The following is a 25,438-nucleotide window of genomic DNA, read 5'->3' on the forward strand; positions in this document are numbered from 1 at the left end:
GCGGCGGAAATCGGGCAAGACCGCTGGATCCCCGGCCGGCCCGCCCCGCGCGCCCGGCCCCTGCCCCGCCGCATCCGCGGCGCGGGCGACGCGAAGGAGGCGCCCTTGTCGATCGGTCTCGTGGTCACCGACGTCGACGGAACCCTGGTCACGCCCGACAAGGCGCTGACGCCGGCGGCGATCGCCGCGGTGGCGCGGCTGCGCGAGCGCGGCATCGCCTTCACGGTCGCGTCGAGCCGGCCGCCGGTGGGCCTGCGCGGACTCGTCGAGCCCCTCGGCCTCACCCTGCCGATGGGAGCCTTCAACGGCTCGACCGTGGTGCGGCCGGACCTGACCCCGGTGCGCGAGAGCTTCATTCCCGAAGCCGCCGCCCGGACCGCCGCCGAGCGGTTCGCGGCGGCGGGCATCGACCTGTGGGTGTTCGCCGAGGGGGACTGGATCCTGCGCGACCCCGACGGTCCCTATACCGACCTGGAGCGCCGCACGATCGGCGCCGGGCCGCGGGTGGTCGCCGACCTCGCGCCGTTCCTCGGCCGGGCCGCCAAGCTCGTCGGGGTCAGCCGCGACCATGCCGGGCTCGCCGCCTGCGAGACGGCCCTCGCGGCCGAGATCGGCGACGGGGCGGCGGTGCACCGCTCGCAGGCCTACTACCTCGACGTGACGCCGCCGGGCGAGGACAAGGGCCGCTTCGTGGCGCGGCTCGCCGCCGAGCTCGGCCTCGCCACCGACGAGGTCGTGACCCTCGGCGACATGGCCAACGACGTGGCGATGTTCGCCCGCAGCGGCCTCGGCATCGCGATGGGCAACGCCGACGAGGCGGTGAAACGCCGGGCCGGCGCCGTCACGGCCTCCAACGCCGAGGACGGCTTCGCCCGGGCGATCGCCCGCCACGTCCTCGGCGAGGCCGGTTAGCGAAACCCCTCAGGGCCGCAGGGCGGCCTCGACCTCGGCGCTCCGGCCGAGGTCGCGCATGAGCTGATCGAGATGCGGCCGGACCTTGAGCTGGAGCGCGTGCAGCCGCCGCACCGCCTCCGACAGCCGGCCGTCGCGCCCGAGCGCCGCGTCGGCGAAGCCGATCATGCGGGCATTGGGCCACGCCTTCTCGCGCAATTCATGGACCCGCGCGACGATCGCCGCCTCGTCGAGGTCGGGACGGGCCTGGGCGAGCAGCATCGTCATCGCGGCGGTGGAGCGCGAGATGCCGGCGTGGCAGTGGATCAGCAGATGGGTCCGCTCGCGGCCCCGCTCGGCCGTGAGGTCGCGCCCGAAGGCAAGGATCTCCTCGACGTGGGTCGCCTGGGGCAGGACGAGGTTCGGCCCCGGCTCGGTGACGTCGTGGAACCGCAGGGTGGTGCGGTGATGGGCGTCGTAGCCGCCGAACGCCTCGGGCTCCGGCCAGCCGGGATCGAGGATCGACAGGACGTGGGTGATGCCGCGCGCGGAGTGGTGACCCAGCTCCTCGAGGCCGCAGACGGTGTGGAGGGAGATCGGTTCGGGCTTCACCGGCCGGTCGTAGCACGGGACGGGCGGGGTTTCGAGGTGGCGGAAGGCTGGGATTCCCCCCGGCGGCTTACCCTGGCGGGATCCCTGCGCTAGATCACCCCGGCCGCCGGCGTGCCGGATGCCGGCGTGGGAGAGAGCATGAAGCGTCGCGACGTTCTGACCGCCGGCCTCGTGGGCGCCGCCCTGCCGCTCGCCGCGCCGGCCCTGGCGCAGACGGCGCCGGAACTGCGCTGGCGGCTGCACTCGGCCTTTCCGCGCAACCTCGACGCACTCTACGGCGCCGCCGAGATGTTCGCCCGCCTCGTCGGCGAGGCGAGCGACGGCCGGTTCCAGATCGAGACCTCGGCGCCAGGCAGCCAGGCCCCCGCGCTCCTCGACGCGGTCGGGGCCGGCGGCGTCGAGATGGCCTACGCGCCGGCCTATTACGAGGCCGGCCGCGACCCGGTCTACGGACTGGCGACCGCGGCGCCCTTCGGCCTCAACGCGCGCCAGCAGAACGCCTGGATGCTGCAGGGCGGCGCCCTCGACCTGTTCAACGAGATCTTCGCCCGCCAGCAGCTCTACGTCCTGCCCGGCGGCAACACCGGCACCCAGATGGGCGGCTGGTTCCGCCGCGAGATCAAGGGCGTCGCCGACCTCCAGGGCCTGCGCTTCCGCATCGCCGGTCTCGGCGCGCAGGTGCTGGCCAAGCTCGGGGTGGCGCCGCAATCGACCCCCGGCCCCGACCTCTACGCCGCCCTGGAAGCCAAGACCCTCGACGCCGCCGAGTGGATCGGTCCCTACGACGACGAGAAGCTCGGCCTCAACAAGGTGGCTCCGTTCTACTATTATCCGGGCTTCTGGGAGGGCGGCGCGATGCTGCACTTCTGGTTCAATGCCCAGAAATGGGGCGAACTGTCCAAGAATTACAAGGCGATTGCCCAATCGGCAGCCGCTCAGGTCAATGTCGACCTCCAGGCCAAGTACGATGCCCGCAATCCCGGCGCCCTGCGGCGCCTCGTCGGCGGCGGCGCCCAGCTCAAGCCGTTCCCGCAGGAAGTGATGGAAGCGGCGCTGAAGGCCGCCAACGAGATCTATGCCGAGCTGTCGGCCAAGAATCCCGACTTCAAGCGGGTCTACGACTCGCTCAAGGCGTTCCGCAACGAGGAATATCTCTGGTTCCAGGTGGCGGAATACACCTACGACAACTTCATGATCCGGGCCCGCGCCCGCGGCTGAGCCGGTTCTACTCGGCCGCGTCCTCGGTCCCGCGGCCCTCGTCGCCGGTCAGCGCCTTGACGAGGCTCGGCACCGCTTCGAGCGCGCCGTCGAGGGTCTCGTCGGCGACGAACAGGCTCTTGATCTCCGGGCTCGTGATGCAGACGAGGCCGTTGCCCGTCTCCTCGATCCGCAGGGTGAATTGCCGCATCTGTTCTCCCCCGTCCGCAGCCGCATCCCGCACCGCAATGCACGCTTCGGGCCATGGCCCAACGGCAACGCTTGACTCGAGGGGAGGATGCAGGCGGCGCCAAGAAAAAAGGCCGCTCTTGCGAGCGGCCCGAAGTCTAGGGAGGAAACGCCCAAGGAGGGCAGCAGGACCGCGACGCCATCGCCGCCCTGCACGATCAGAGATAGCGGATCCGGATCATTTCGCAAGTGCGAAAACGCACATCGGACCGGAATTCTTCGCTTTCGCTTCGGTCGGGGTTCGCGGGCGAAAGGCGAACGCGTGCGAGGACCCGATCCCGGTTTCGTTGCGATGCCGGGCGGGTCCTCGCGTGGTGCGGTGCAGCGCCGACGGTCAGCGGCCGAGGATCTTGGTGACGATCCGGCCGATGAGGTTGCCCGATTGCGGCTGGGAGTAGCGGTCGTCGCGGCGCGACGCGGGGTCGTCGTTGTTGAGGATCTTGGTGACGATCCGGCCGATGAGGCTCATGGCGGTCTCCTTGGGTCTCGCGAGGGGCGGCACGCCGCGTATCGCCGGGACAACGGCCGGACAGGCTTCGCCGTTCCGCCGGCTCAGCCGCGCTCGGCCATCGCCTCGAACACCAGGGCGTGGCGAACTGCGAGCGCCTCCACGTCGGTGGCGTAGCCGCCGCCGACCACCGCGACCAGCGGGATGCCGCGCCGGTGCGCCTCGCCGACCACCGTGGCCTCGCGCCGGCGCAGGCCGTCGTCGCTGAGGGCGAGGCGTCCGAGGCGGTCGTCGCGATGGGGATCGACGCCGGCATTGTAGAACACGAGGTCGGGGCGCAGGCCGTCGAGCAGGCGGGGCAGGTGGCGGTCCAGGGCCGCGAGGTAGTCGTCGTCGCCGAGCCCGTCCGGCAGCCCGACGTCGAGATCGCCCGGCACCTTGTCGGCGGGGTAGTTCTTCTCGGCGTGCATCGAGAAGGTGAACAGGTCGGGCTCGTGGGCGAGGCAGTCGGCGGTGCCGTCGCCCTGATGCACGTCGAGGTCGACGATCAGAGCCCGCCGGATCGTGCCCTCCTGGTAGAGGGCGAGCGCCGCCACCGCGACGTCGTTGAACACGCAGAAGCCGCCGCCCCCGGCCCGGCGCCCGTGGTGGCTGCCGCCGGCGGTGCTGCCGGCGAGCCCGTGCGCCAGGGCGAGCCGGGCGGCGCGCAACGTGCCTCCCGCCGACGCGAAGGAGCGCCGGGCGACCGAGGCGTCGACCGGAAGGCCGATCGCCTTCTCGACCGCCCGCGGCACGGTCTGGGTCGCGACCTGCTCGACGTAGGTCCGGTCGTGGGCGAGCGCCACGAGGTCGGGCGAGGCGGGCTCGGGCGTCACGAACCCGTCCGGCACGAGGCCGCGTTCGGCGACGATCGCGGCGAGGCGCCCGTACTTGCGCATCGGGAAGCGGTGGCCGTCCGGCAGTTCCGCCTCGTAGGCGGGGTGGAACACGACCGGGACCATGCTGTGCGTCTCCTCGCGGGCGCCAACGCGCGAGCACCGGAAATATCCGGCGCGACCGCGCGCCGCGGGGGCGCATGGTCGAACCGCACGAGTCCCGGCCGCTGGGGACGCATCCCTGTCTAGCCTTGCTCTGCCCTACCTCAAGAGAGTATGCGCATCGAATCGGTGATTTCGGCCGCGTGATGCTCGAATTCGACTTGAAATCCGGACAGGCCGTCCAACTCGATGACGTTCTCAAGTTGACGCATTCCGGGCGGGTTCGGTCCGCTGCTGCCAAGGGTGCCCGGATCGACGTGCGCTCGATGGGGTGCGAGGCGGGAGCGGCGGAGCCGCCGTTCCTCATGGACAGCTCGGGGCTCTACGTCGTGCCGAACGGTCTCGCCTATGGGGGATTGTACGTCGAGCACGCCGGAAAGCTGCTCACCCAGCACGACCTGATGCCGATCTATATCGCCGCCGAAATCGCCTCCGGTGCGTTCGATGTCGCTGCGGAACGGCGGCAGCGCACCAACCTCCTCGCCTTGTCCACTCCTGCGATCCTCCTCAACAGCATCTCGCGCTGGGTCTACGGACATTGGCTGCTCGACATCTGGCCGCGATGCTGGAGCGCCCGGCTGGTGCTCGGCAAGCATTTCAGCCGCTACAAGGTTCTGGTTCCGCAGGATAGTCCCGCCTATGCCTTCGACGTGCTGCATGATGTTCTCGGCGTCGGGCCGCAACAAGTCGTCCGTTACGACGCCGACACGCACGCGGTCACGTCGCCCTCGCTGATCGCGCCGTCCCTGCTGCACAACAGCTATTGCCTGCATCCGCAATTCGCCGGGTTCGTCACCCACATGAAGCGGCACTTCCGCATCGCGGCAGGCCGGCGGGAGCGCAGGATCTTTCTGTCCCGCAAGCAGTATCGCGCGGGCTCCCGGAGCGTCCGCCGCATGCTCGCCGGGGAAGCCGACATCGAGGCGCTGTTCGTGTCCCGGGGCTTCGAGATCGTTCGTCCCGAAGATCTCGGTTTCGGCCAGCAGATCGCTCTCTTCGACGACGCCCGGATCGTTGCGGGAGAAGGCGGGTCGGCACTTCACAACACCGTCTTCTCCGGTCCGGGTACGGTGGTGGTGTCGCTGTCGAGAATCAGCGACGTTCAGGAGAAACTCGCTTCCGCGTGCGACCACCATTTCATCACCGTTCATCCGGATGAACTCGCCCATCACGACGGGGTCGAGGTCCAGCACTATCGCTTGTCCTCCATCGGCCGTGCCATCGATCTCGCCGAAGCCTGCGCGGCCTCCGGCGGCGTGGAGGTTCCTCCGCTGTCCCTTTGACGGCCGGCCGGCGGATCCTCTCCCGGAAGCGGTCGGAGGCGCCGGGGGGCAACGCCACGAAGGGAGGCCGCCGGACTTGCCCTCGGCGGCTCAGCTTCCCTAAATGACGCAGGGCCGCGCTGCGGCCCGGACACGCTTTGGACACCGACTCCGCCGACCCTCGGGGCAGGACGGGGGCAGATGGCAGCCGGGGGGCATGGCGGGACAGGGGACGGACGGGGACGGCGCGCCGCCGGCGCGGCGGCAACAGGGTGACCCGAGGATCCGCCGGCTCGCGGCGGCGCTGCTCGCCTGCGCCATGCTCGGGAGCGAATCGACGCCCGCCCGTGCCTTCGACCTGTTCGGGCTGTTCGGCGGCGAGGAAGCGCCGCCGCCGCCGAGCCCGGCCGCCCTGCCCTACAGCCTGCGCTTCCAGGGCGTCGAGGACGAGGATCTGCTGCGGCCGCTCCAGGACGCCTCCTCGCTCTACCGCCTGCGCCTCGACCCGCCGCCGGACGGCGAGGGCCTGCTGCGCCGGGCCGAGGCCGACCCCGCCCGCCTGACCGAGGTGCTGTGGGGCTACGGCTATTACGGCGGCAGCGTCGGCATCCGCATCGAGGACGTGCGCCTCGGCGGCGATGCCGCGGCGCGCGCCGCGGTGCGGGCGGCGGAGGCGGCGCGCAACCGCGTCCTGGTTCCGGTGCGGATCGCGGTCGAGCAGGGACCGCTCTACCACCTGCGCAGCCTCACCGTGACCGATCCGGCCGGGCGCCCGTTTCCGCCGGACATCCTGCCCGAGCGGCTGACCCGGGTCGGCCCGGACGTGCCGGCCCGCTCCGCCACCGTGCTCGCCCGCGAGGCGAAGCTCGTCGATCATTTCCGCGCCGAGGGGCACCCCTTCGTCAAGGTCGTGCGGCGCGATCCCGTGGTCGATCACGCCGCGCAGGCGATGGACGTCGCCTTCGCGATCGACCCGGGGCCGAAGGCCGGGATCGGCGCGGTCACGGTCTCGGGCGCCCCGGGCGTCGACCCGGCGGTGATCCGATCGTTCATCTACGCCGAGCCCGGCGACCCGTACTCGCCGCAGGCGCTGGCCGGCATCCGCCGCTCGGTGTCGCGGATCGAGGCCCTGGGCTCGGTGCGGGTGCGCGAGGGCACGGCGCTCGATCCGGACGGCAACCTGCCGGTCTTCGTCGAGGTCGCCGAGCGCGCCCGCCACCTCGTCGGGGTCTCGGCCCGCTACTCCACCGTCGACGGGCCGGGCGTGCGCGCCTACTGGGCCGACCGCAACCTGTTCGGTGGCGGCGAGAGCCTGCGCATCGACGCCGACCTGTACTATCTCGGCCTCGGCAACGACTTCTACGCCCGCCGGCGCAAGCTCGCCGGCATCGAGACCAACGGCCTCGGCGGCCGGCTCGCCGCCACCTTCGTCAAGCCGGGCCTGTTCGGCACCCGCAACGATCTCCTGGTCAGCGCCTTCGTCGGCCGCGAGGTCCAGCAATCCTACCTCACCGATGCGGCCGGCGGCACGATCGCCCTGCGCCACCGCTTCTCCGACACGTTTTCCGCCCAGGCCGGGATCGAGGGTCAGGTCGGCTCGTCCCGCGACGCCCTCGGGCGGGTCGACTACCGGCTCGTCGGCCTGCCGGTCTCGGTCGCCTACGATTCCACCGACAACCTGCTCGACCCGACCGAGGGCGTGCGCCTGACCGCCTCGGCGGTGCCCTACCCGGCCTTCCTCGGCTCCGATCCGGGGATCTTCCTCGCCAAGGCCCAGGGCTCGACCTACGTCGCCTTCGACGACGAGGCCCGTTACATCCTCGCCGCCCGCCTCGGCTTCGGCTCGATCAGCGGCGCCGGGCTCGCCGAGATCCCGGCTTCGCTGCGGTTCTTCGCCGGCGGCGGCGGCTCGATCCGCGGCTATTCCTACCGCACGGTCGGGCCGATCGGGCCGTTCCAGCTCCCCATCGGCGGCCGTTCGCTGCTGGAAGGCTCGATCGAGGGCCGGATCAAGATCACCGACACGATCGGGATCGTGCCGTTCGTCGATGCCGGCACGGCCTTCGCCGGCAGCCTGCCCGATTTCGACGAGCGCATCCGCTTCGCCGCGGGGCTCGGCCTGCGCTACTACACCGGCATCGGCCCGGTCCGGGTCGACCTCGCGGTGCCGCTCAACCCCGACAGGGCGCTCAAGCAGCCGCCGGTCGCCCTCTACATCAGTCTCGGTCAGGCGTTCTGATGCGGATTGCCGTCCCTCGCGCCGCCGCCGCGCTCGTCGTCCTGCTGGCCCTGGCCTGGCTCGGCCACGCCTCCCTCGGGCTCGCCGCCGAAGCCGAGAAGACGGTGCTCGGCGGGCTGCTGTCGCGGGTGCTCTCGACGCCGACCTCGCGGGTGTCGATCGGCGCGGTCGACGGCGCGCTGTCCTCGGACGCGACGATCCGCGACGTCACCATCGCCGACCGCGACGGGGTGTGGCTGCGCCTCGACCGGGCGCGGCTGATCTGGCGCCGCACCGCGCTGCTGTCGCGCCGGCTCGAGGTCGACCGGCTCGAGATCGGCCGGCTTGAGGTGCTGCGCCGGCCGCTGCCCTCGGCCGCCGGCTCGGACGCGCCGGAGGCCGACCAATCGCTGCTGCCCGAACTGCCGGTGAAGGTCGAGGTCAAGACCTTCGGCCTCGGCGAATTCGTCCTCGGCGAGCCGGTGATCGGGCAGGCCGCCCGCCTCGCCGGGGCCGGACAGGCGACGCTCGGCAACCCGAGCGAGGGGCTCGACCTGTCGCTCGGCATCCGCCGGCTCGACCAGCCCGGCCACGCCACCCTGCGCCTCGCCTTCGTGCCGCAGGGCGAGCGGCTGGAGCTGAAGCTCGCCCACGACGAGCCCGCCGGCGGCCTGCTCGCCCGGGCCGTCAACCTGCCGGGCCTCCCGCCCGTCACCCTCGACCTCGACGGGCGCGGGCCGCTCGACGCCTGGGCCGCCACCCTGGCGTTCAAGGCCGGCGACGACATCGGCGCCGAAGGCCGCGCCCGCATCGACCGGGCCGGGCGCGAGCGCCGGATGACCCTCGACCTCGCCTCGCGCATCGAGGGGCTGATGCCCGGCCCGGCCGCCGCGGTCTTTTCCGGCACCACCCGGCTCGACGGGGCCCTGCGCTTCGGCGACGACGGCGCGCTCGGCGTCGACCGATTCGAGCTCGCCTCCCGCACCGCCCGCCTCGCCCTCTCGGGAGGGGTCGACGCGGGCCGGCGCGCCGACCTCGCCCTCCAGGCGCGGGCGCTGCCGACCGAGGGCGGCGTCACCAAGGCCGGCGAGGCGACCCTGGAGGCGCTGACCTTCGACGGCAGCGTCAAGGGACCGCTCGCGGCGCCGGCGGTCGTCGGGCGCCTGCGCGCCGCCGGCCTCGCCGCCGCCGGCAGCCGGCTCGACCGGATCACCGCCGACCTCGCCGCCGAGCCGCTGCCGCCGCTCCCCGCCGGCCAGTCCTTCCGCCTCTCCGCCGACGCGGCGGTCGAGGGCCTGAGCCTCGCCGATCCGGCCCTGCGCCGGGCCGTCGGCCCGCGCGCCGCCCTCTCCTTGCGCGGCACGCTGGGCCCGGACGGCGTCGCCGACCTGAGCGAGGTCGTCCTCGACGGCCCGGTGGCGACGGCGCGCTATGCCGGCCGGATCGGCCGCGACGTCCTCACCGGCACTCTCAAGGCGGAATTGCGCGACATCGCCGGGTTCTCGCTGCTGGCCGGGCGCCCGCTCGCCGGCCGCGTCACCGCCGAGGTGGCGTTCTCGGGCGATCCGGGCCGCGGCGGCGTCACCGCCGACGTCTCGGCACGCACCGAAAAACTCGCCCTCGGCACGCCGGCCCTCGACCGGACGCTAGGGCGCGAGCCCCGCTTCGCCGGCCGCCTCACCCGCCTGCGCGACGGCTACGCCTTCCAGGCGGTGCGCCTCGACGGCGCCGCCGTGACCGCGACCCTCGACGGCCGCGCCACCGCGACCCAGGCCGACGTCGCCGGCCGGGTGGTGCTGCCCGATCTCGCGACCCTCGACCCGGACCTCGGCGGCCGGGCGACCCTCGACGGCCGGCTCACCGGCTCGCTGGAACGGCCCGACCTCAGCCTCGTCGCGGCGGCGCCGGAGGCGCGGGCGCTCGGCCGGCCGATCCGCGGCCTCGCACTCGACCTCAAGGCCCGCGACGTCACCGGGGCGCTGGACGGCACCCTCGCCCTGTCCGGCGCGGTCGACGGCAAGCCGCTCACCGGCGACGCCCATCTCGCCCGCGCCGGCGAGACGTGGCGCCTCGACCGCCTCGCCCTCGCCCTCGGCTCGGTGGCGGCGCAGGGCGCGGTGACGCTCGCCGGCGACGGCCTCGCGGCCGGCGACCTGTCGCTGCGCGCCGGCGACCTCGACGACCTCTCGGCGCTCGCCCTCACCCGCCTCGCCGGCCGGCTCGACGCCGCCCTGTCACTGTCGGCGGCCGAGGGACGGCAGGATGCGCGCCTGCGGGCGACAGGAGCCGGAATCCGGGCGGCCGGCCTGTCGCTGGCGCGGCTCGACGCCGACCTCGCCGGCACCGACCTGCGCCGGGCGCCGCGGGTGTCCGGCCGCCTCGCCGCCGACCGGGTCGACCTCGGCGGCGAGACGATCGAATCGGTTCGCCTCGATGCGGTGCCGGCTGCGGCCGGCAGCGACCTGACGCTCCAGGCCAGGGCCCGCGGCTTCGCCCTCGACGGGGCCGGCCGGCTGCTGCCCGGTCCGCCGGTGCGGCTCGACCTCGCGCGCTTCGCCGCGACCCGCGGCCGCGACCGCCTCGCCCTCGCCGGCCCGGCCTCGCTCACGCTGGAGGACGACGGCGTGCGGGTCGAGGGCCTCGCGGTGGCGGCCGGGAGCGGGCGCATCGCCCTCGACGGCCGCCTCGGCCGGCGCCTCGACGCCCGGCTGTCGCTGACGGCGGTGCCGCTGGCGCTCGCCCGGATCGCCGATCCGTCGCTCTCGCTGTCCGGCACCCTCGACGGCGACGCGACCCTGACCGGCCGGGCCGAGAGCCCGGAGGGGCGCTACCGCCTCGCGCTCGCCCGCCTCGTCACCCCCGAGACCCGCGCGGCCGGGCTGCCAGCGGTCGAGGCCCGCGCCGCCGGCACCCTCGCGGACGGCCGCGCGAGCCTCGACGGCACCGCCACCGCGGGCCGCGGCGCCAGCCTGTCGGTCTCCGGCTCGGTGCCGGTCGAGACCGGCGGCGCCCTCGCCCTGCGGGTGCGCGGCACCCTCGACGCGGCGCTCGCCAACTCGCTGCTGGCCGCCGGCGGCCAGCGGGTCACCGGCCGGGTCGCCCTCGATGCCGGGCTCGGCGGCACGTTCTCGGCGCCCCGGGTCGACGGCGCCGCGACCGTGACGGGCGGCAGCTTCACCGACCCGCTCCAGGGCATCCGGCTGACCGACATCCAGGGCCGGATCACCGGCCGCGGCGACACCGTGGTGATCGAGCGGCTGACCGCGGCGACCCGCAACGGCGGGACGTTGCGGGTCGCGGGCCGGGTCGCGGTCGATCCCGCCGCCGGTTTTCCCGGCAGCCTGACCATCGCGGGCGAGCGGGCCGAACTGGTGGCGAGCCCGCTGATGGACGCGGTGGCGAGCCTCGACCTGTCGCTGACGGGGCCGCTCGCCCGCACGCCGAAGGTCGCCGGCCGGGTCGACGTGATCTCCCTCGACGTCGCGGTGCCCGACCGCCTGCCCTCGACGGTGCGGCCGCTGCCCGGCGTGCGCCACGTCAACGCCCCGCCGGAATTACGAGCGCAGCTCGCCGCCCAGGCCCGGCGCGACCGGCGGGCGCGGGCCAAGCGGAGTGCGCCGTTCGTCGCCACCCTCGACGTCGCGGTGAACGCCCCCGGCCGCATCACCGTGCGCGGGCGCGGCATCGACGCCGAGCTCGGCGGCGCCCTGCGGCTGACCGGCACCTCGCGGGCGCCGCAGGCCAACGGCGCCTTCGACATGCGCCGCGGCCGGATCGCGCTCGCCGGCCAGAGCCTCGACTTCACCCGCGGCCGGCTCACCTTCGCGGGCGACCTCGCCGCGCCGGAGCTCGACTTCGCCGCCCAGACCCAGGCGTCGGACGTGATCGCCCGCGTCGCCGTCACCGGCCCGGCCGACCAGCCGGTCTTCGTGCTCAGTTCCACGCCGCCGCTGCCGCAGGACGAGGTGCTGTCGCGCCTGCTGTTCAAGAAGGCGACCGGCGGCCTGTCGCCGTTCCAGGCGCTCCAGCTCGCCCAGGCGGTGGCGCAGCTCTCCGGCGGCGCCGGCGGCCCCGACGCCTTCGACAGCGCGCGCCGCAGCCTCGGCCTCGACGGGCTCGACATCCAGACCGGCGCCAAGGGCGGCCCGGCGGTCGGCCTGTCGCGGGCGCTCGGCGAGCGGGTCAATGTCGGCGTCCGCGCCGGCGCCCGCCCGGAGGACAGCGCCGCCACGGTCACCTACGACGTCACCGGCCGGATCAAGGTCCAGGGCGAGGCCGGGGCGGACGGGCGCACGGCGGTCGGCGTCGGGGCGGAGTGGGAGTATTGAGGCGGCGTCGCTCCGGAACCCGTTGATGGTGCGACTCGCGCGCTAACCCTCCCCCCTTTGCGGGGGAGGGTGGCCTGCGGAGCAGGCCGGGAGAGGGGAACGCGACAGTGCCGGACGGAGCGCCAGACACGGCCACCGAGCCAGATCAGGAAGCGTGGTTCCCCTCTTGCGGGACTTCGTCCCGGCCCGCCCGGCCTCCGCCGGGCACCCTCCCCCGCAGAGGGGGAGGGTTCGAGTGGCGCCTCACCGTCGATCGCTCACGAGGACGACGCGCCCCCCTCCGTACCCCTCACACCGGCACCCCCGCCGCCCGGCCCCGCCGGGCCGCAATCAGCGAGGCCGCGAGCACGCCGAGGCTGACCGCGGCGATGAGCAGGGTCGAGATCGCGTTGATCTCCGGCGTCACCCCGAGGCGGACCTGGCTGTAGAGCCGCATCGGCAGGGTCGTGGCACCGGGACCGGAGACGAAGCTCGCGATCACGAGGTCGTCCATCGACAGGGTGAAGGCGAGCAGGAACCCGGCGATCACCGCCGGGGCGATCAGCGGCAGCGTCACGGTGAAAAAAACCTGTTCCGGCGGGGCGCCGAGGTCGGCCGCCGCCTCCAGCAGCGAGCGGTCGATGCTGCGCAGGCGCGCCTGCACCACCACCGCCACGAAGGACAGGGTGAAGGTGGCGTGGGCGATCACGATGGTGACGAGGCCGCGGTCGATGCCGAGCCCGACGAACAGCAGCAGCAGCGACAGCCCGGTGATGACCTCGGGCATCACCATCGGGGCGTAGACGAGGCCGCTGAGCAGCGGCCGGCCCGGCAGCCGGCGCCGGTCGAGGGCGAAGGCCGCGAGGGTGCCGAGCACCGTGGCGAGGCTCGCGGAGGCGAGCGCGACCTTCAGCGTCACGGTCGTCGCGGCGACGAGGGCACTGTCGGCGAGCAGGGCCGCGTACCAGCGGGTCGAGAACCCGCCCCACACGGTGACGAGCCGCGACTCGTTGAACGAGTAGACGACCAGCAGCAGGATCGGCCCGTACAGGAAGGCGAGGCCGAGCGCGAGCGCGATGCGGGCGAGCGGGTGCATCGCGGCGCTCACGGCTCGCGCTCCAGCCGCCGCGCCTCGGCCTCGCGGAACAGCACCACCGGCAGGGCGACGAGGAGCAGCATCGCCATCGCGACGGCGCTGGCGAGCGGCCAGTCGCGGTTGGAGAAGAACTCGCTCCACAACACCCGGCCGAGCATCAGCGTGTCGGCGCCGCCGAGCAGGTCGGGGATGATGAACTCGCCGACGATCGGGATGAAGCACAAGAGCGCCCCGGCGACGAGGCCGGGCAGCGACAGCGGCAGGGTGATGCTCAGGAACGCCCCGAGCCGGCTCGCGCCGAGGTCGCGGGCGGCCTCGATCAGGCCGCGGTCGAGGCGCTCCAGGGCGGCGTAGAGCGGCAGCACCATGAACGGCAGGTAGGCGTAGACCACTCCGACCATCACGGCGGCCGGGCTGTTGAGGATCGCGAGCGGCTGGTCGATCAGCCCGAGCGCCAGGAGCGCCCGGTTGAGGAAGCCGTCGCCCTTCAGGATCGCGATCCAGGCATAGACCCGGATCAGGAAGCTGGTCCAGAACGGGACCACCATCAGGGCGACGAGGAGCGGCTGCCAGCGCCGCGCGGCCCGGGCCATCGCGTAGGCGATCGGATACCCGATGACGGCCAGCAGCGCGGTGCCGCCGGCCGCGACGGCGAGCGAGGTCAGCGCCGCGTCGAGGTAGAGCGGATCGCGCACGAGCGTGCGGTAGTTCTCGAAGTCGAGGGCGGCGAGCAGGTTGGCCCAGCCGGCGATCCCCGCCTCCCAGTCGAGCACCGGCGTGTAGGGCGGCAGCGCCGTCGCCGGGTCGGACAGGCTGATCTTCAGCACGATCGCGAAGGGCAGGCCGAAGAACGCCGCGAGCCAGCCGAAAGCCAGGACCGGCCCGGCGACCTGGCGCAGGCGCTCCGCCAGAGCGGTCATGCCGGCGCTCCGGCGGAGACCGGACCCTCGGGGACCAGGGCCGCCGCCTCGGGCGCGTAGCCGAGGCGCAGGGCGGCGCCGGGCTCCGGAACCGCGCCGCCGGCGGGAACCGCCGCCCGCAGCACCGGCCCGGCCGCGGTCGCGACCCGCAGCATCACCCGGTCGCCGAGATAGGTCGCGTCGAGCACCGTGCCGGGCAGCTCGCCGTCCGGGCGCGGCGCCAGCCGCTCGGGGCGCAGCACCAGCAGGCCCGGCGCGCCCTCCGGCCCGGCGCCGTGGGCGTCGAACCCCTCCAGCCGGCCGAGAGCGGTGTCGAGGGCCCGGCGCTCCCCCGCCCCGCCGGCCCCGAGGGTGCCGGGGATCAGGGTGGCGTCGCCGAGCAGCCCAGCGACGAAGCGGCTCGCCGGGCGCTCGTAGAGCGCGTCGGCGCGGCCGACCTGAACCAGCCGGCCGCCCTCCATCACGCCGATGCGGTCGGCGAGCGTCATCGCCTCGGCGGGATCGTGGGTGACGACCACGAAGGTGGTGCCGAGGCGGCGCTGGAGCGCCCGCAGCTCGCCCTGGGTCGCCTCGCGCAGGGAGCGGTCGAGGGCGCCGAGGGGCTCGTCGAGGAGCAGCACCCGCGGCCGCCGCGCCAGCGCCCGGGCGAGCGCCACCCGCTGGCGCTGGCCGCCCGAAAGCCGGTCGGGCCGGCGTCCGGCATACTCCTCCATCCGAACCAGCCGCAGCATCTCGGCGACCCGGGCGTCGCGCTCCGCCGCCGGCATCCCGGCCTGCCGCAGCCCGTAGGCGACGTTGCCGGCGACGCTCATGTGCGGGAACAGGGCGTAGGACTGGAACATCATGTTGACCGGCCGCCGGTGCGGCGGGGTGCCGGCGAGGTCCTGGCCATCGAGGAGGATGCGACCCGCGCTCGGTTCCTCGAACCCGGCGAGCATGCGCAGCAGGGTGGACTTGCCGCAGCCCGAGGGCCCGAGCAGGCAGAAGAACTCGCCGGCGGCGAGGTCGAGGCTCACCTCCGCCACCGCCGTGACGGCGCCGAACCGTTTGGCGACGCGCTCGAAGCGGAGGTGGCCGGTGGCAGGCGGCGAGGCGGGAGAGGCGGTCGTCACGTCGTCCGGGGAGGCGGCGGGGCGGGAATGCTCAGATACGCGACGGGGGCGGGGAAGCGTCAAGCCTCGGCGGTGCGAGGGTTTGCGCAGGTCGCGCAAATCGCGCAGAATCGGGACAGATCCTGTCGCGAGTCGTCCGTCATGGCTGAACCCGTCCCGGCCTCCGAGTTCACCCGCAACTTCGGACGCTACCGCATGCAGGCCCAGCGAGAGGCGGTGCCGGTGTCCAGCCACGGCGCCATCACGGGCTATTTCGTCTCTGCCCACGAATATGAGGCGTTTCGCCGGTACAAGGCCAGCCGCCGCAGCTTCGCGACGGCCGATCTTCCCGACGAGGAGGTCGAGGCGATCGCCTCCTCCCGGATGGACGACCGGCACGCGCATCTCGACGCCCTGCTGGACGAGGAATAGGGGCACCCCGTGGCCCTTCCCGAGCCGGAGCCGGGTCTGGTGGTGTCGTACGCCTATCTCTGGCACCGGGAAGCTGTCGCCGGTCTCGATGAGGGCCGCAAGGACCACCCGGGCGTCATCGTCTTGTCGGTCCGGCAACCGAGGGCCTCGCCCATGGTGACCGTCCTGCCGATCACCCATAGCCCGCCTCACGATCAGGCCGCGGCCGTCGAGATTCCGGCCGCGGTCAAACGCCACCTGCGCCTGGACGATGCACCGTCCTGGATCGTGGTCAGCGAGGGCAACGTCTTCGACTGGCCGGGCTACGATCTGCGCCCGACCGTGACCGGGGGCGGCTATGCCTACGGCTTCCTTCCGCCCCGCCTCTTCTCCAGGGTGGTCACTGCCTTCGCGGGTTTCCACCGGCGCGGTCGCAGCCGTCTGACGTCGAGGTCGTGATCGCGCGTCGGACCAAGGTGGGGGGCCGCCGCGCCTTGTGCCTCCGGCCCACGGGCGTAACCTCTCCCCCGGCACGCACCCGATCCGCCGGCCCCGGCGGGTCCGCATCTCCTCCCGAGACGTGTCGCGGACTGGGCGTCTCCTTCCCGACGGGAGGAGACGCCGCCTTCCCGCTCAGTGCCCGCCTCCTCCGGTGCCGGGCCGCGGCCGGCGGATCAGCGGCGTGGCGCAGGCCATCGCCAGGAACAGCACGGTCAGCAGCAGAAAGACGTCCGAGAACGCCATCAGCAGACCTTGCGTGCGCACCGTGCCCATCATCGCCTTCAGCGCCATGGCGTCGGGATTGCCGGCGAGGCCAGAGAAGCCGCGGGTCAGGGTGTCGAGCCGCTCCAGCACCATCGGGTTGGTCCAGGTGAAGCGCTCGTGCAGCCGCGCCAGATGCAGGTCCCAGCGGTCGTTGAGCGCGGTGTTGATGAGCGCGAGCCCGACCGCGCCGCCGAGGTTGCGGGTGAGGTTGTAGAGCCCCGAGGCGTTCTTCATCCGCGCCGGCGGCAGGGTGCCGAGCGCGATGTTGTTGATCGGGATCATGCACAGCATCAGCGAGCAGCCGCGCAGCACCTGCGGCAGCAGCAACTCGCCGAAATCCCAGTCCTTGGTGATGCCGGTGGCGAGCCACGTCCCGGCGGCGAAGCCGGCAAAGCCGACCGCCATCATCACTCGCGGGTCGGCCCTGGCGACGAGCCGGCCGGCGACCGGCGCGGTGGCGAACATGCACAGGCCGGAGACGAACATCGTCTCGCCGATCTGCAGCGCCGAGTAGCCGCGCACCCGGCCGAGATAGACCGGGTAGAGATAGGTCAGCCCGTAGAGGCCGATGCCCATGACGAAGCTGAACAGGCAGCCGCCGGCGAAGTTGCGGTCCCGGAACGCGCGCAGGTCGACGATCGGCTGCTCGGCCGTGAAGGCGCGCCAGAAGAACCCGATCCCGGCGACGAGGGCGACCACGCCGCAGACCAGCACCGCCTCCTCCTGGAACCAGTCGTGGGCCGGTCCCTCCTCCAGCACGTACTCGACGCAGCCGAGGAACGCCGCCATCAGGGCGAGCCCGGCCCAGTCGAACCGCTTGAGCAGGTCGAGGTTCGGGCGGTCGAAATCGACCAGCATCCAGGTCGAGACCGTGACGAAGATCCCCGGCACGATGTTGACCAGGAACAGCCAGTGCCAGTCGAACAGATCGGTGAGGTAGCCGCCGACGGTCGGGCCGATGGTCGGCGCCAGCGTCGCCACGAGGCCGATCATCGGCGAGACGATGCTGCGCTTCGAGGGCGGGAAGATCGTGAAGGCCGAGGCGAACACGGTCGGGATCATGCCGCCGCCGATGAAGCCCTGGAGCGCGCGCCAGACGATCATCTCGCCGATCGACGACGAGGTCGCGCACATCAGGCTCATCAGCGTGAAGCCGCCGGCCGAGATCACGAACATCCAGCGGGTCGAGAGCACCCGCGACAGGGTGCCGGAGAGCGGGATCGAGATCACCTCGGCGATGAGGTAGCTCGTCTGCACCCACGGGATCTCGTCGGCGGAGGCCGACAGGCCGGCCTGGATCTCGGCCAGCGACGCCGAGACGATCTGGATGTCCAGGATCGCCATGAACATCCCGAACACCATGCACACGAACGCCACCATCCGGCGGCGGTCGAGGGGCGGGTCGGCGGCGGGCGCGCCCGCGAGGGCGGCGGTGGCGGCCATGGCGGGCCTCAGCGCCCGGCGGTGCGCACGAGGGCCGGCGCCGCCGAGACGTGCGGGACCGGGCCGGCGCCGGGGGGCGCCTCGGCAGCGACCCCGCGGGTGTCGACCTTCACCACCACCGACAGGCCCGGCCGCAGCAGCCCCTCCGCCGCGACCTCGGCCGGGACCCGAACCCGGACCGGCAGGCGCTGGACGATCTTGGTGAAGTTGCCGGTGGCGTTGTCGGGCGGCAGCAGGCTGAACACCGAGCCGGAGGCCGGCGACAGGCTCTCGACGGTGCCGAGGATGTCGCGGTCGGGCCAGGCGTCGACCCGGATGTGGACCGGCTGGCCGACGCGGACCCGCTCGAGCTGCGTCTCCTTGAAGTTGGCGTCGACCCGGGCGCTCTGGAGCGGCACCAGGGCGGCGATGCGCGAGCCCGGGCCGACATAGGCGCCGGCCTCGACCGCCTTGTTGCCGACGACGCCGTCGAACGGCGCCCGCAGGACCGTGAACGACAGGTCGCGCTTCGCGCGGTCGACCGCGGTGCGCAGTTCCGCCGCGAGGCTCTCGGCCTCGCGGCCCTGCGCCTCCAGCACCGCGACGTTGGCGCGCAGCGCGATCAGGTTCGCCTCGGCGCCCTTCACGGTGGCGTCGGCGCGGTCGCGGTCGGCCTTGGCCTGCTCCAGGCGCGAGCGGGCGGCGAACTCGGACTGGGCGAGCTGGGTCTGGCGCTGGTAGTCGGCGGCGGCCCGGACCTGATCGGCCTTGGCGGCGTCGATCTGCGCCTCGCCCTGGAGCACCTGGGCGCGGGCGGCCTCGGCCTGCCGGGCGATACGGGCGATGGTGCTGCCTTGCGTCGCGAGCTTGTCCTCGGCGGCCTTGAGGGCGAGGCGGTAATCGCCGTCCTCGATGCGGGCGATCACGTCGCCGGCCTTCACCGCCTGCCCGTTCACCACCGGCACGGCGTCGAGATAACCCGACACCTTGGCGGCCAGCGTCGAGATGTCGGCCTGCACGTAGGCGTCGTCGGTCGAGACCATGAAGCGGCCGACCTCGACATACTCCCGCACCGCGTAGGCGCCGCCGCCGAGGGCCCCGGCCAGAGCGGTGAGGAGCAGCAGCCGGCGCAGCGGCCGCCGGCGGCGGCCGGGCGCCGCCGGGGCCGACCCGGAGCCGGCCTGCGCGCCGGTGCCGGCCGCCGCGCCCTGCGCGTAGTCTTCGCGAAACGCCATCGTGGGTGGTCTCCGGCGCCGGCCTGCCGCCCGACGGCGCAGGACCGGCCACAGGCGCCCGACTCGTCGCGGCGCCGATGCGGCAGAGGTATATTGACCGAACCGTTCGGTCAATGGCATTCGGAAGCCCGCGGCGGCGGCCGGGGATTGACCGGCTCGCCGCCTGCCCGGATGGTTGCCCCATGGACACCGATACGCCCGCCCTCGCCGCTCCCGAGACCGACAAGCGCCGCCAGATCCTCGACGGCGCCCGCGAGGTGTTTCTCGCCGCCGGCTTCGACGGCGCCAGCATGGGGGCGATCGCCAAGGCGGCGGGAGTCTCGAAGGGGACGCTCTACGTCTATTTCGACAGCAAGGAGGCGCTGTTCGAGGCCCTGACGCTGGAGGAGAAGCGCGGGCTGGCCGAGAACCTTTTTCGCCTCGACCACGGCGACAGCGACGTGCCGGCGGTGCTGCGGCGGCTCGGCCTCAGCCTTCTCGACGCGATGGTGCGGCCCGACCACGTCGCGGCGGTGCGGATGGTGATCGGCGCCTCGGACAAGTTCCCGCGCTTCGGCCGTGCCTTCTACGAGGCCGGGCCGGTCCAGGGCCGGGCCCGCCTGCGGGCCTATCTCGACGCCCAGGTCGCCGCCGGCCGCCTGCGCCCGATGGATTCCGACCTCGCCGCCCGCCACTTCCTCGACCTGTGCGCCGCCACCACGATGCGCCGTCTGCTGTTCGCCGTCGGCGGCCTGCCGACCGAGGCCGAGCGCGAGTACTGGGTCGGCGAGGCGGTGCGGGTGTTTCTGGCGGGATACGGGACGGAGACGTGAGACCGACGGCCCAAGATGCCGACGCATCGACGTCGATCTCGGGCTTGCCCGAGATCGACAGGGCCATTGACCCATCTCGTATCGTCAGCCCGCGCGGCGCGTGAGCGACGTCGAAATCCGCGTTGCGAAAGCGATCCGCCAGGATCGCCTGAAGCGATCAATCGGATTTCGTATGAGCGCCTGTTTGAGCGATGGTCAATCGTATTGACCGCGCGAGGCACCCCTTTCCCGGACGACTGGAGCGATAGCGGAAGGAGATCCGGGATCCAGACGTCAGATGTGCCGCGAAGCGGCTCCGTGTGCCGGCACTGTCGCTGCATATGGACGCTTCGCGACTTCTTATGCTGGATCCCGGATCTCCTTCCACTGCGTTCCAGTCGTGTAGGCCCATTCGGGCCCGGAAAGGGGAGTTTTTTCTTTAGATCGAGAGTCAAACAGGCCCTGATACGGAATCTGGAAGATTGCTTCCGGATTCCGTATCATCAGCCCGCGCGGCGCCTGAGCGGAGTCGATTTCCGCATCGCGAAGCGATCAATCGGAAATCGTATGATACGATTTTCGGACGATCAGTTCCGGGTCAGCTTCGAGACGACGGCGAGAAGCTGCTCGGGCTTGAACGGCTTGGTGATCCACCCGGTCGCCCCCGCCGCCTTGGCCTGCTGCTTGTAGGTCTCGTCCGATTCCGTGCTGAGGAACAGGATCGGCACCCCTGCCAGCGCCGGAACGCCCCGGATCTGCCGGATCATCTCGAGCCCGTTCATCACCGGCATGTTGAGGTCGGTGATGACGAGGCCGAGGGGGCCCTCCTTGGCCTTGGCGAGGCCCTCGGCGCCGTCGCCGGCCTCGATCACGGTATGCCCGGCGGGGCCGAGCACCACCTTGATCATCTGGCGGATGCTGGGCGAGTCGTCGACGGCGAGGATGGTCGGCATGGCGGCGGTCCGTTCGTTGGGACAAGGGGAGGCGACTTCAGGCCGGGCGGCCGAGATCGGGCAGGCCGGCCCGCGCGAGAGCGGCGCAAGCGGCCTCGGACATGGCGACGAGCGACACCCGCACCAAGCGCCGCTCCGCCGTCCGCACGGTCGCGGCGATCAGTTGGACGAAGGTGACGTCGGCCCGCTCGACCGCGGCGCCGTCGAGGGTGAGGTCGGACGCACCCGCGAGGGCGGCCGCGATCTCGCCGTGCAGCGCCCGGATCGTCCGGAGGTTGCAGTCGGCGGGCAGGGCGATGTGGCGGGGTTCGGACATCGGCGGTCGCAGGGTTCGGCGGGGCGCGGCCCCGATCGCCAGCGAGGTTCGCCGGTCCGCTGTAAATGTTCGATGAAGGCCAGTGCAAGAACCCAACGCAACCCAGCCGCAAAATGCTGTTCACCATGTCGACGACCATCGTCCGGCAGGGTCGATCGCACATCCCGGTACCGACTGGACCTTTGATGCCGGGACCGAATGCGATGCTGGAGCGCTTTGGTGAGGCAGACGGGGATTGGATTGTAACTGATCCTTCAGTGCGGGCTGCCACGCTGTCTGAAAGGAGCGTCGGCCATGGGCTGACGCGACGATCCGTCGATCCTGCGGGCCGGAGACAGAGTGGATGTCCTTTCGGGGAGCGCATGGGGTGCTGAGGCGGGCGCCCGCCCGGTGGCTGGGGGCGGGCGATGCCCCGGCCGCCGCGGCGACCCCGGTCGAGACGCGGCCCGCGGAGCGTGAGCCACTCGCCCCGGCGCCGGACGGCCGCGAGGCCCTCGACCGTCTTCAGGTCTGGCTCGGGCTCTCGGCCCGGCAGCGCCAGGCGCTCGACGCCCTCGCGGGGGAACTCGGCATCGTCTCGGCCGACGTCGAGACCAGCGTCCACGGCCTGTCGGAGCGGTTCCAGAACATCGCCGCCCGGTCCCGCGACCAGTCCGGCATCGTCGAGGATCTGGTCGCCGCGATCCAGACCGTGGAGATCGACGGCACCTCGACGCCTCTCGCGCAGGTCGCCTCGGGGCTCGGCGAGACGCTGAGCGCGCTCATCGGCAAGATCACGATGCTGTCGTCCCATGGCGGGTCGATGGCGAGGGCCCTCGACGGCTTGCTCGGCGAGTTGACCTCGGTGGAGGGCAGCATCGCGCAGATCGAGACGATCAACCGCCAGACCAACCTGCTCGCGCTTAACGCCAAGATCGAGGCGGCGCGGGCCGGCGAGGCCGGACGCGCCTTCGCGGTCGTGGCCGACGAGGTCCGGGCCCTCGCCACCGCCATCAACGCCCTGTCGGTCGTCATCAAGGGGCAGGTCGGGTCGATCGCCGTCGGGCTGCGCGGCAGCCACGCGATGCTGACCGAGATCGCCACCGTCGACATGTCCGAGGAGAGCCGGACCGCCGACGCCCGCGTGCGGATGGTGATGCGCGCCCTCGTCGAGCAGAACGCGCATTTCGCCGGGGTGCTGCAGCAGACCGCCCGGACGACGCGGACGATCACCGACGACGTCTCGGCCGCCATCGTGGCGATGCAGTTCCAGGACCTCGCCAAGCAACGGCTCCAGAACCTCGAAGGCGTCGTGCGCGCCCTCGACGCCGCCCTGCAGCGGGCGGAGGATCCGGCCGGCGACGGCGCGGCCGCCGGCGACGCCGACCGGGACTGGGTTCCGGCGATGATCGCCGCCTGCACCCTCGGCGAGATGCGCGCGCGGCTCACCCGCCGCCTCCTCGACGGACCGGCCGCCGACGACGCACCGCCGGACGACGATCCGCTGGCCGGCATCGACCTGTTCTGATCCGCCTCCGGACGGTTCGTTAAGCACACGATCAGGACCGGGTAAATCGACGCCGCATTTCATGATGCCGCCGATTTATCCAGTAACGAAAAATTCTTCCACGATGTTCCATTGTCGTTTCGAGGCAGGGACAAGTCGGCAATGCACTCCGTAACTTACCTTCTGCTTCATCCGGGTCGATCGTCGCGTCCGCATTCCCGGCCGGGCCGCGACTTCGCCCGCAACCCGCCGGAGCCGGTGACCCCATGACCAGCCCCACGCCCGCCGAGGTGTTCCGGGCCGAAGCCGCCGAACTGCTCGACCGCCTCGAGGCGACCCTCCTCGACCTCGGCGAGCGACCCGGCGAGCGCACCCTCGTCGACACCGCCTTCCGTGCCCTCCACACCATCAAGGGCTCCGGCGCGATGTTCGGCTTCGACCGCGTCGCCGCCTTCACCCACGACTTCGAGACGGCCTTCGACCTGCTGCGGCAGGGCCGCGTCCGGACCAGTCGCGACCTCGTCGACGTCGCCCTCGCCGCGAAGGACTACATCCGCTCCCTCATCGACGATCCCGACGGCACCGCTCCGGTCATCGGCGAGGCCATCCTGGCCCAGCTCGGCCACCTTCTCGGGACCCGCGCCGACGGGGCGCCGCCCGCGCCCTCCCCTGCCGCGGCAGACCCCACCGCTCCGCCGCCGCAGGGCTGGCGCCTCCGTCTCGCCTTCGACCCGGGCCTCCTGCGCAACGGCACCAACCCCCTCGCCCTCCTCGACGACTTGCGCGATCTCGGCCCCTGCACGGTCACCGCCCGCCTCGACGCCCTGCCCGACCTCGACGCCCTCGATCCCGAGGTCCTGCTCATCGGCTGGGACGTCGACCTGCGCGCCGGCGCCGGGCGCGAGACGGTCGAGGACGTGTTCCTGTTCGTGCGCGACGACATGACCCTCGCCCTCGAGCCGCTCGACGCGGCCCGGGAGGAGAGCGCTTCCGCGTCGCGCGCGGGTCGGGCGGACGAGGTCGTGCGGCCCGGGACCGCTCCGGACGGCCCGCCCGAGGCCGCCTCCGGGCCGCGCAGGGGACCGCGCCGGGACGGGGAGGCGTCGGCGAGCCTGCGGGTCGAGGCCGGCCGCCTCGACGAACTGATGGACCGCGTCGGCGAGCTGGTCATCGCCCAGGCCCGCCTCAGCCAGCTCGCCGGTCTCCACGCCGATCCCGGGCTCGCCGCCGTCGCCGAGGAGATCGAGCGCCTCTCGGCCCGGCTGCGCGACACCACCATGGGCATCCGCATGGTGCCGATCGCCAGCCTGTTCGGCCGCTTCCGCCGCCTCGTCCACGACCTCTCGCGCGAACTCGGCAAGCCGGTCGAGTTCGTCGCCGAGGGCGAGGACACCGAACTGGACAAGACCATGATCGAGCGCCTCGCCGATCCGCTCGTCCACCTCATCCGCAACGCCGTCGACCACGGCATCGAGGAGCCCGCTCGCCGGGCCGAGGCCGGCAAGGCCGCCACCGGGCGCATCGCGCTGGTCGCCGAGCATGCCGGCGCCCAGGTCACCGTCAGCGTGCGCGACGACGGCGCCGGGCTCGACGCCGCGCGCATCCGCGCCAAGGCCGAGGAGAAGGGTCTGATCGCCCCGGGCGCGGCGCTGAGCGAGGCGCAGGTCCACGGTCTGCTGTTCGCCCCCGGCTTCTCGACCGCGGCGACGCTCTCGGCCCTGTCGGGGCGGGGCGTGGGCATGGACGTGGTCAAGAAGACGATCGAGGGCCTGCGCGGCACGATCGACCTGACGAGCGAGCCGGGGGCGGGGACGTGCGTGACGCTGCGGCTGCCGCTGACGCTGGCGATCATCGAGGGCCTGCTGATCCGGGTCGGGGCGGCGCGCTACGTGGTGCCGCTCTCGGCGGTGGAGGAGTGCGTGGCCCTGCCGGAGGAGGACGGCCGCGGGCGCGACTTCCTCAACCTGCGCGGCGCGCTGGTGCCGTTCGTGCGCCTGCGCGCCCTGCTGGAGGCGGAGGGTGCGCCGGAGGCGCACCAGAAGGTCATCGTGGTCGCGGCGGGCGGGACGCGGATCGGGCTGGTGGCCGACCAGATCCTCGGAACGCACCAGACGGTGATCAAGTCGCTGTCGAAGCTGCACGCGGACGTGACGACGTTCTCGGGGGCGACGATCCTGGGGGACGGGACGGCGGCGCTGATCCTCGACGTGGGTCAGCTCGTGGCCGCCGGGGGACCGGCGGGATCGTACCGGGAGGTGGCGTGATGAACGGGGTGGAGGGCGCGGCGGACCGGTTCGGGGCCGAGCCGGTGGTGCTCCTGCGGATCGGGACCGAGACGTTCGCGTTCGCGGCCGGGATGGTGCGGGAGATCATCGATCCGATCCCGGCGACGCGGGTGGCGGGGGCGCGGGGCCATGTCGGGCACGTGGTGAACGTGCGCGGCAACGTGGTGCCGCTGGCCGACCTGCGCGAGCGGTTCGGGATGGAGCCGGGATCGGCGGGAGCGGACACGCGGTACGTGGTGGTGGAGACACGGCTGGCGGACGAGCCGGTGGTGGTGGCGGTGGTGGCCGACAAGGTGTTCGAGGTGACCGAGATCCGGTCGTCGGACCACCGGCCGGTGCCGCGGCTGGGGACGCGCTGGCGGCCCGACTACGTGCGCTCGATCGTGAAATGCGGCGACGAGTTCGTGCTCGTCCCCGACCTCGAAACCATTCTCGCATAACGATCT

22 protein-coding genes are annotated in these 25,438 nt (G+C 72.9%); 11 read left to right on the forward strand and 11 right to left on the reverse strand.

Going from position 1 to position 25,438, the window contains the following annotated elements; translation table 11 throughout:
• Positions 1–105 precede the first annotated feature (105 nt).
• Positions 106–912, forward strand: coding sequence for a Cof-type HAD-IIB family hydrolase (locus tag EOE48_RS01250; RefSeq protein ID WP_127726946.1), 807 nt, complete (start codon positions 106–108; stop codon positions 910–912).
• Positions 913–921: 9 nt separating this feature from the next.
• Here EOE48_RS01250 and EOE48_RS01255 read toward each other — a convergent pair whose 3' ends face one another.
• Positions 922–1,503, reverse strand: a complete 582-nt coding sequence (locus EOE48_RS01255; RefSeq protein WP_127726947.1) for a tyrosine phosphatase family protein — start codon at positions 1,501–1,503, stop codon at positions 922–924.
• Positions 1,504–1,641: 138 nt separating this feature from the next.
• On the opposite strand from EOE48_RS01255, the gene EOE48_RS01260 reads away from it, so the two are divergent.
• Positions 1,642–2,721: a TRAP transporter substrate-binding protein gene (locus tag EOE48_RS01260; protein WP_127726948.1), complete on the forward strand. Its 1,080-nt coding sequence runs from the start codon at positions 1,642–1,644 to the stop codon at positions 2,719–2,721.
• Positions 2,722–2,728: 7 nt separating this feature from the next.
• Here EOE48_RS01260 and EOE48_RS01265 read toward each other — a convergent pair whose 3' ends face one another.
• The 3 genes from EOE48_RS01265 to EOE48_RS01275 form a co-directional block, all read right to left on the reverse strand.
• Positions 2,729–2,911: a hypothetical protein gene (locus EOE48_RS01265; RefSeq protein WP_127726949.1), complete on the reverse strand. Its 183-nt coding sequence runs from the start codon at positions 2,909–2,911 to the stop codon at positions 2,729–2,731.
• Positions 2,912–3,283: 372 nt separating this feature from the next.
• Positions 3,284–3,418 carry a TFIIS helical bundle-like domain containing protein gene (locus EOE48_RS01270; protein WP_127726950.1) on the reverse strand — a complete coding sequence of 45 codons (135 nt, stop codon included), beginning with the start codon at positions 3,416–3,418 and terminating at the stop codon, positions 3,284–3,286.
• Between the two features lie 83 nt (positions 3,419–3,501).
• Positions 3,502–4,398, reverse strand: coding sequence for a histone deacetylase family protein (locus tag EOE48_RS01275; RefSeq protein ID WP_127726951.1), 897 nt, complete (start codon positions 4,396–4,398; stop codon positions 3,502–3,504).
• A 182-nt stretch (positions 4,399–4,580) separates the two neighbouring features.
• On the opposite strand from EOE48_RS01275, the gene EOE48_RS01280 reads away from it, so the two are divergent.
• The 3 genes from EOE48_RS01280 to EOE48_RS01290 all read left to right on the forward strand — a co-directional run bounded on the left by EOE48_RS01280 (position 4,581) and on the right by EOE48_RS01290 (position 12,242).
• Positions 4,581–5,717 (forward strand): glycosyltransferase family 61 protein, encoded by a 1,137-nt coding sequence (locus EOE48_RS01280; protein ID WP_246153910.1) that lies wholly within the window; start codon positions 4,581–4,583, stop codon positions 5,715–5,717.
• 298 nt (positions 5,718–6,015) lie between these two features.
• Positions 6,016–7,935: an autotransporter assembly complex protein TamA gene (locus EOE48_RS01285; RefSeq protein WP_127727199.1), complete on the forward strand. Its 1,920-nt coding sequence runs from the start codon at positions 6,016–6,018 to the stop codon at positions 7,933–7,935.
• Entirely contained in the window at positions 7,935–12,242 is a 4,308-nt protein-coding gene (locus EOE48_RS01290; protein WP_127726953.1) for a translocation/assembly module TamB domain-containing protein, read from the forward strand. Before EOE48_RS01285 ends, EOE48_RS01290 begins: the two co-directional genes overlap by 1 nt.
• A 289-nt stretch (positions 12,243–12,531) precedes the next feature.
• Here EOE48_RS01290 and EOE48_RS01295 read toward each other — a convergent pair whose 3' ends face one another.
• Genes EOE48_RS01295 through EOE48_RS01305 form a run of 3 tightly spaced genes read right to left on the reverse strand, consistent with a single transcriptional unit; the run spans position 12,532 to position 15,349 of the window.
• The gene (locus tag EOE48_RS01295; protein ID WP_127727200.1) at positions 12,532–13,317 is read right to left on the reverse strand and encodes an ABC transporter permease; all 786 of its coding nucleotides are present in this window, start codon (positions 13,315–13,317) and stop codon (positions 12,532–12,534) included.
• Between the two features lie 8 nt (positions 13,318–13,325).
• Complete coding sequence (locus EOE48_RS01300; protein ID WP_127726954.1) at positions 13,326–14,237, reverse strand: ABC transporter permease subunit; 912 nt, start codon at positions 14,235–14,237, stop codon at positions 13,326–13,328.
• Positions 14,234–15,349, reverse strand: a complete 1,116-nt coding sequence (locus EOE48_RS01305) for an ABC transporter ATP-binding protein (RefSeq protein WP_127726955.1) — start codon at positions 15,347–15,349, stop codon at positions 14,234–14,236. Before EOE48_RS01305 ends, EOE48_RS01300 begins: the two co-directional genes overlap by 4 nt.
• Before the next feature lie 141 nt (positions 15,350–15,490).
• Here EOE48_RS01305 and EOE48_RS01310 point away from each other — a divergent pair, with 141 nt between their 5' ends.
• Both EOE48_RS01310 and EOE48_RS01315 read left to right on the forward strand, forming a co-directional pair.
• Positions 15,491–15,760 (forward strand): type II toxin-antitoxin system Phd/YefM family antitoxin, encoded by a 270-nt coding sequence (locus tag EOE48_RS01310; protein ID WP_127726956.1) that lies wholly within the window; start codon positions 15,491–15,493, stop codon positions 15,758–15,760.
• A 9-nt stretch (positions 15,761–15,769) separates the two neighbouring features.
• Entirely contained in the window at positions 15,770–16,198 is a 429-nt protein-coding gene (locus EOE48_RS01315; protein WP_127726957.1) for a growth inhibitor PemK, read from the forward strand.
• 174 nt (positions 16,199–16,372) lie between these two features.
• Here EOE48_RS01315 and EOE48_RS01320 read toward each other — a convergent pair whose 3' ends face one another.
• Together EOE48_RS01320 and EOE48_RS01325 are read right to left on the reverse strand one after the other, a co-directional pair.
• Positions 16,373–17,947, reverse strand: a complete 1,575-nt coding sequence (locus tag EOE48_RS01320) for a DHA2 family efflux MFS transporter permease subunit (protein WP_127726958.1) — start codon at positions 17,945–17,947, stop codon at positions 16,373–16,375.
• Between the two features lie 8 nt (positions 17,948–17,955).
• Positions 17,956–19,161, reverse strand: a complete 1,206-nt coding sequence (locus tag EOE48_RS01325) for an HlyD family secretion protein (RefSeq protein WP_127726959.1) — start codon at positions 19,159–19,161, stop codon at positions 17,956–17,958.
• A gap of 182 nt (positions 19,162–19,343) precedes the next feature.
• On the opposite strand from EOE48_RS01325, the gene EOE48_RS01330 reads away from it, so the two are divergent.
• Positions 19,344–19,973, forward strand: coding sequence for a TetR/AcrR family transcriptional regulator (locus EOE48_RS01330; RefSeq protein WP_127726960.1), 630 nt, complete (start codon positions 19,344–19,346; stop codon positions 19,971–19,973).
• Positions 19,974–20,539: 566 nt separating this feature from the next.
• On the opposite strand, the gene EOE48_RS01335 is transcribed toward EOE48_RS01330, so the two are convergent.
• On the reverse strand, positions 20,540–20,905 hold the full coding sequence (locus EOE48_RS01335) for a response regulator (protein WP_127726961.1): 366 nt from the start codon (positions 20,903–20,905) through the stop codon (positions 20,540–20,542).
• Positions 20,906–20,942: 37 nt separating this feature from the next.
• On the reverse strand, positions 20,943–21,221 hold the full coding sequence (locus EOE48_RS01340; RefSeq protein WP_127726962.1) for an STAS domain-containing protein: 279 nt from the start codon (positions 21,219–21,221) through the stop codon (positions 20,943–20,945).
• A 343-nt stretch (positions 21,222–21,564) separates the two neighbouring features.
• On the opposite strand from EOE48_RS01340, the gene EOE48_RS30160 reads away from it, so the two are divergent.
• From EOE48_RS30160 to EOE48_RS01355, 3 genes are all read left to right on the forward strand, one after another.
• Positions 21,565–22,728 (forward strand): methyl-accepting chemotaxis protein, encoded by a 1,164-nt coding sequence (locus EOE48_RS30160; RefSeq protein WP_127726963.1) that lies wholly within the window; start codon positions 21,565–21,567, stop codon positions 22,726–22,728.
• Between the two features lie 245 nt (positions 22,729–22,973).
• Entirely contained in the window at positions 22,974–24,971 is a 1,998-nt protein-coding gene (locus EOE48_RS01350) for a chemotaxis protein CheA (RefSeq protein ID WP_127726964.1), read from the forward strand.
• Positions 24,971–25,432 (forward strand): chemotaxis protein CheW, encoded by a 462-nt coding sequence (locus EOE48_RS01355; RefSeq protein ID WP_127726965.1) that lies wholly within the window; start codon positions 24,971–24,973, stop codon positions 25,430–25,432. The genes EOE48_RS01350 and EOE48_RS01355 overlap by 1 nt, the downstream gene beginning before the upstream one ends.
• The last annotated feature ends 6 nt before the right edge of the window (positions 25,433–25,438 follow it).

The sequence above is a fragment of the Methylobacterium oryzihabitans genome (assembly GCF_004004555.2).
Lineage (GTDB): Bacteria > Pseudomonadota > Alphaproteobacteria > Rhizobiales > Beijerinckiaceae > Methylobacterium > Methylobacterium oryzihabitans.

What these genes read in the sequence shown, in the direction of transcription:
- EOE48_RS01330 (WP_127726960.1), top strand. Translation starts at nt 19,344, where the DNA reads ATGGACACCGATACGCCCGCCCTCGCCGCTCCCGAGACCGACAAGCGC.
- EOE48_RS01350 (WP_127726964.1), top strand. Translation starts at nt 22,974, where the DNA reads ATGACCAGCCCCACGCCCGCCGAGGTGTTCCGGGCCGAAGCCGCCGAA.
- EOE48_RS30160 (WP_127726963.1), top strand. Translation starts at nt 21,565, where the DNA reads ATGTCCTTTCGGGGAGCGCATGGGGTGCTGAGGCGGGCGCCCGCCCGG.
- EOE48_RS01280 (WP_246153910.1), top strand. Translation starts at nt 4,581, where the DNA reads ATGCTCGAATTCGACTTGAAATCCGGACAGGCCGTCCAACTCGATGAC.
- EOE48_RS01270 (WP_127726950.1), bottom strand. Translation starts at nt 3,418, where the DNA reads ATGAGCCTCATCGGCCGGATCGTCACCAAGATCCTCAACAACGACGAC.
- EOE48_RS01295 (WP_127727200.1), bottom strand. Translation starts at nt 13,317, where the DNA reads ATGCACCCGCTCGCCCGCATCGCGCTCGCGCTCGGCCTCGCCTTCCTG.
- EOE48_RS01320 (WP_127726958.1), bottom strand. Translation starts at nt 17,947, where the DNA reads ATGGCCGCCACCGCCGCCCTCGCGGGCGCGCCCGCCGCCGACCCGCCC.
- EOE48_RS01340 (WP_127726962.1), bottom strand. Translation starts at nt 21,221, where the DNA reads ATGTCCGAACCCCGCCACATCGCCCTGCCCGCCGACTGCAACCTCCGG.
- EOE48_RS01325 (WP_127726959.1), bottom strand. Translation starts at nt 19,161, where the DNA reads ATGGCGTTTCGCGAAGACTACGCGCAGGGCGCGGCGGCCGGCACCGGC.
- EOE48_RS01355 (WP_127726965.1), top strand. Translation starts at nt 24,971, where the DNA reads ATGAACGGGGTGGAGGGCGCGGCGGACCGGTTCGGGGCCGAGCCGGTG.
- EOE48_RS01260 (WP_127726948.1), top strand. Translation starts at nt 1,642, where the DNA reads ATGAAGCGTCGCGACGTTCTGACCGCCGGCCTCGTGGGCGCCGCCCTG.
- EOE48_RS01300 (WP_127726954.1), bottom strand. Translation starts at nt 14,237, where the DNA reads ATGACCGCTCTGGCGGAGCGCCTGCGCCAGGTCGCCGGGCCGGTCCTG.
- EOE48_RS01275 (WP_127726951.1), bottom strand. Translation starts at nt 4,398, where the DNA reads ATGGTCCCGGTCGTGTTCCACCCCGCCTACGAGGCGGAACTGCCGGAC.
- EOE48_RS01265 (WP_127726949.1), bottom strand. Translation starts at nt 2,911, where the DNA reads ATGCGGCAATTCACCCTGCGGATCGAGGAGACGGGCAACGGCCTCGTC.
- EOE48_RS01290 (WP_127726953.1), top strand. Translation starts at nt 7,935, where the DNA reads ATGCGGATTGCCGTCCCTCGCGCCGCCGCCGCGCTCGTCGTCCTGCTG.
- EOE48_RS01335 (WP_127726961.1), bottom strand. Translation starts at nt 20,905, where the DNA reads ATGCCGACCATCCTCGCCGTCGACGACTCGCCCAGCATCCGCCAGATG.
- EOE48_RS01310 (WP_127726956.1), top strand. Translation starts at nt 15,491, where the DNA reads ATGGCTGAACCCGTCCCGGCCTCCGAGTTCACCCGCAACTTCGGACGC.
- EOE48_RS01285 (WP_127727199.1), top strand. Translation starts at nt 6,016, where the DNA reads ATGCTCGGGAGCGAATCGACGCCCGCCCGTGCCTTCGACCTGTTCGGG.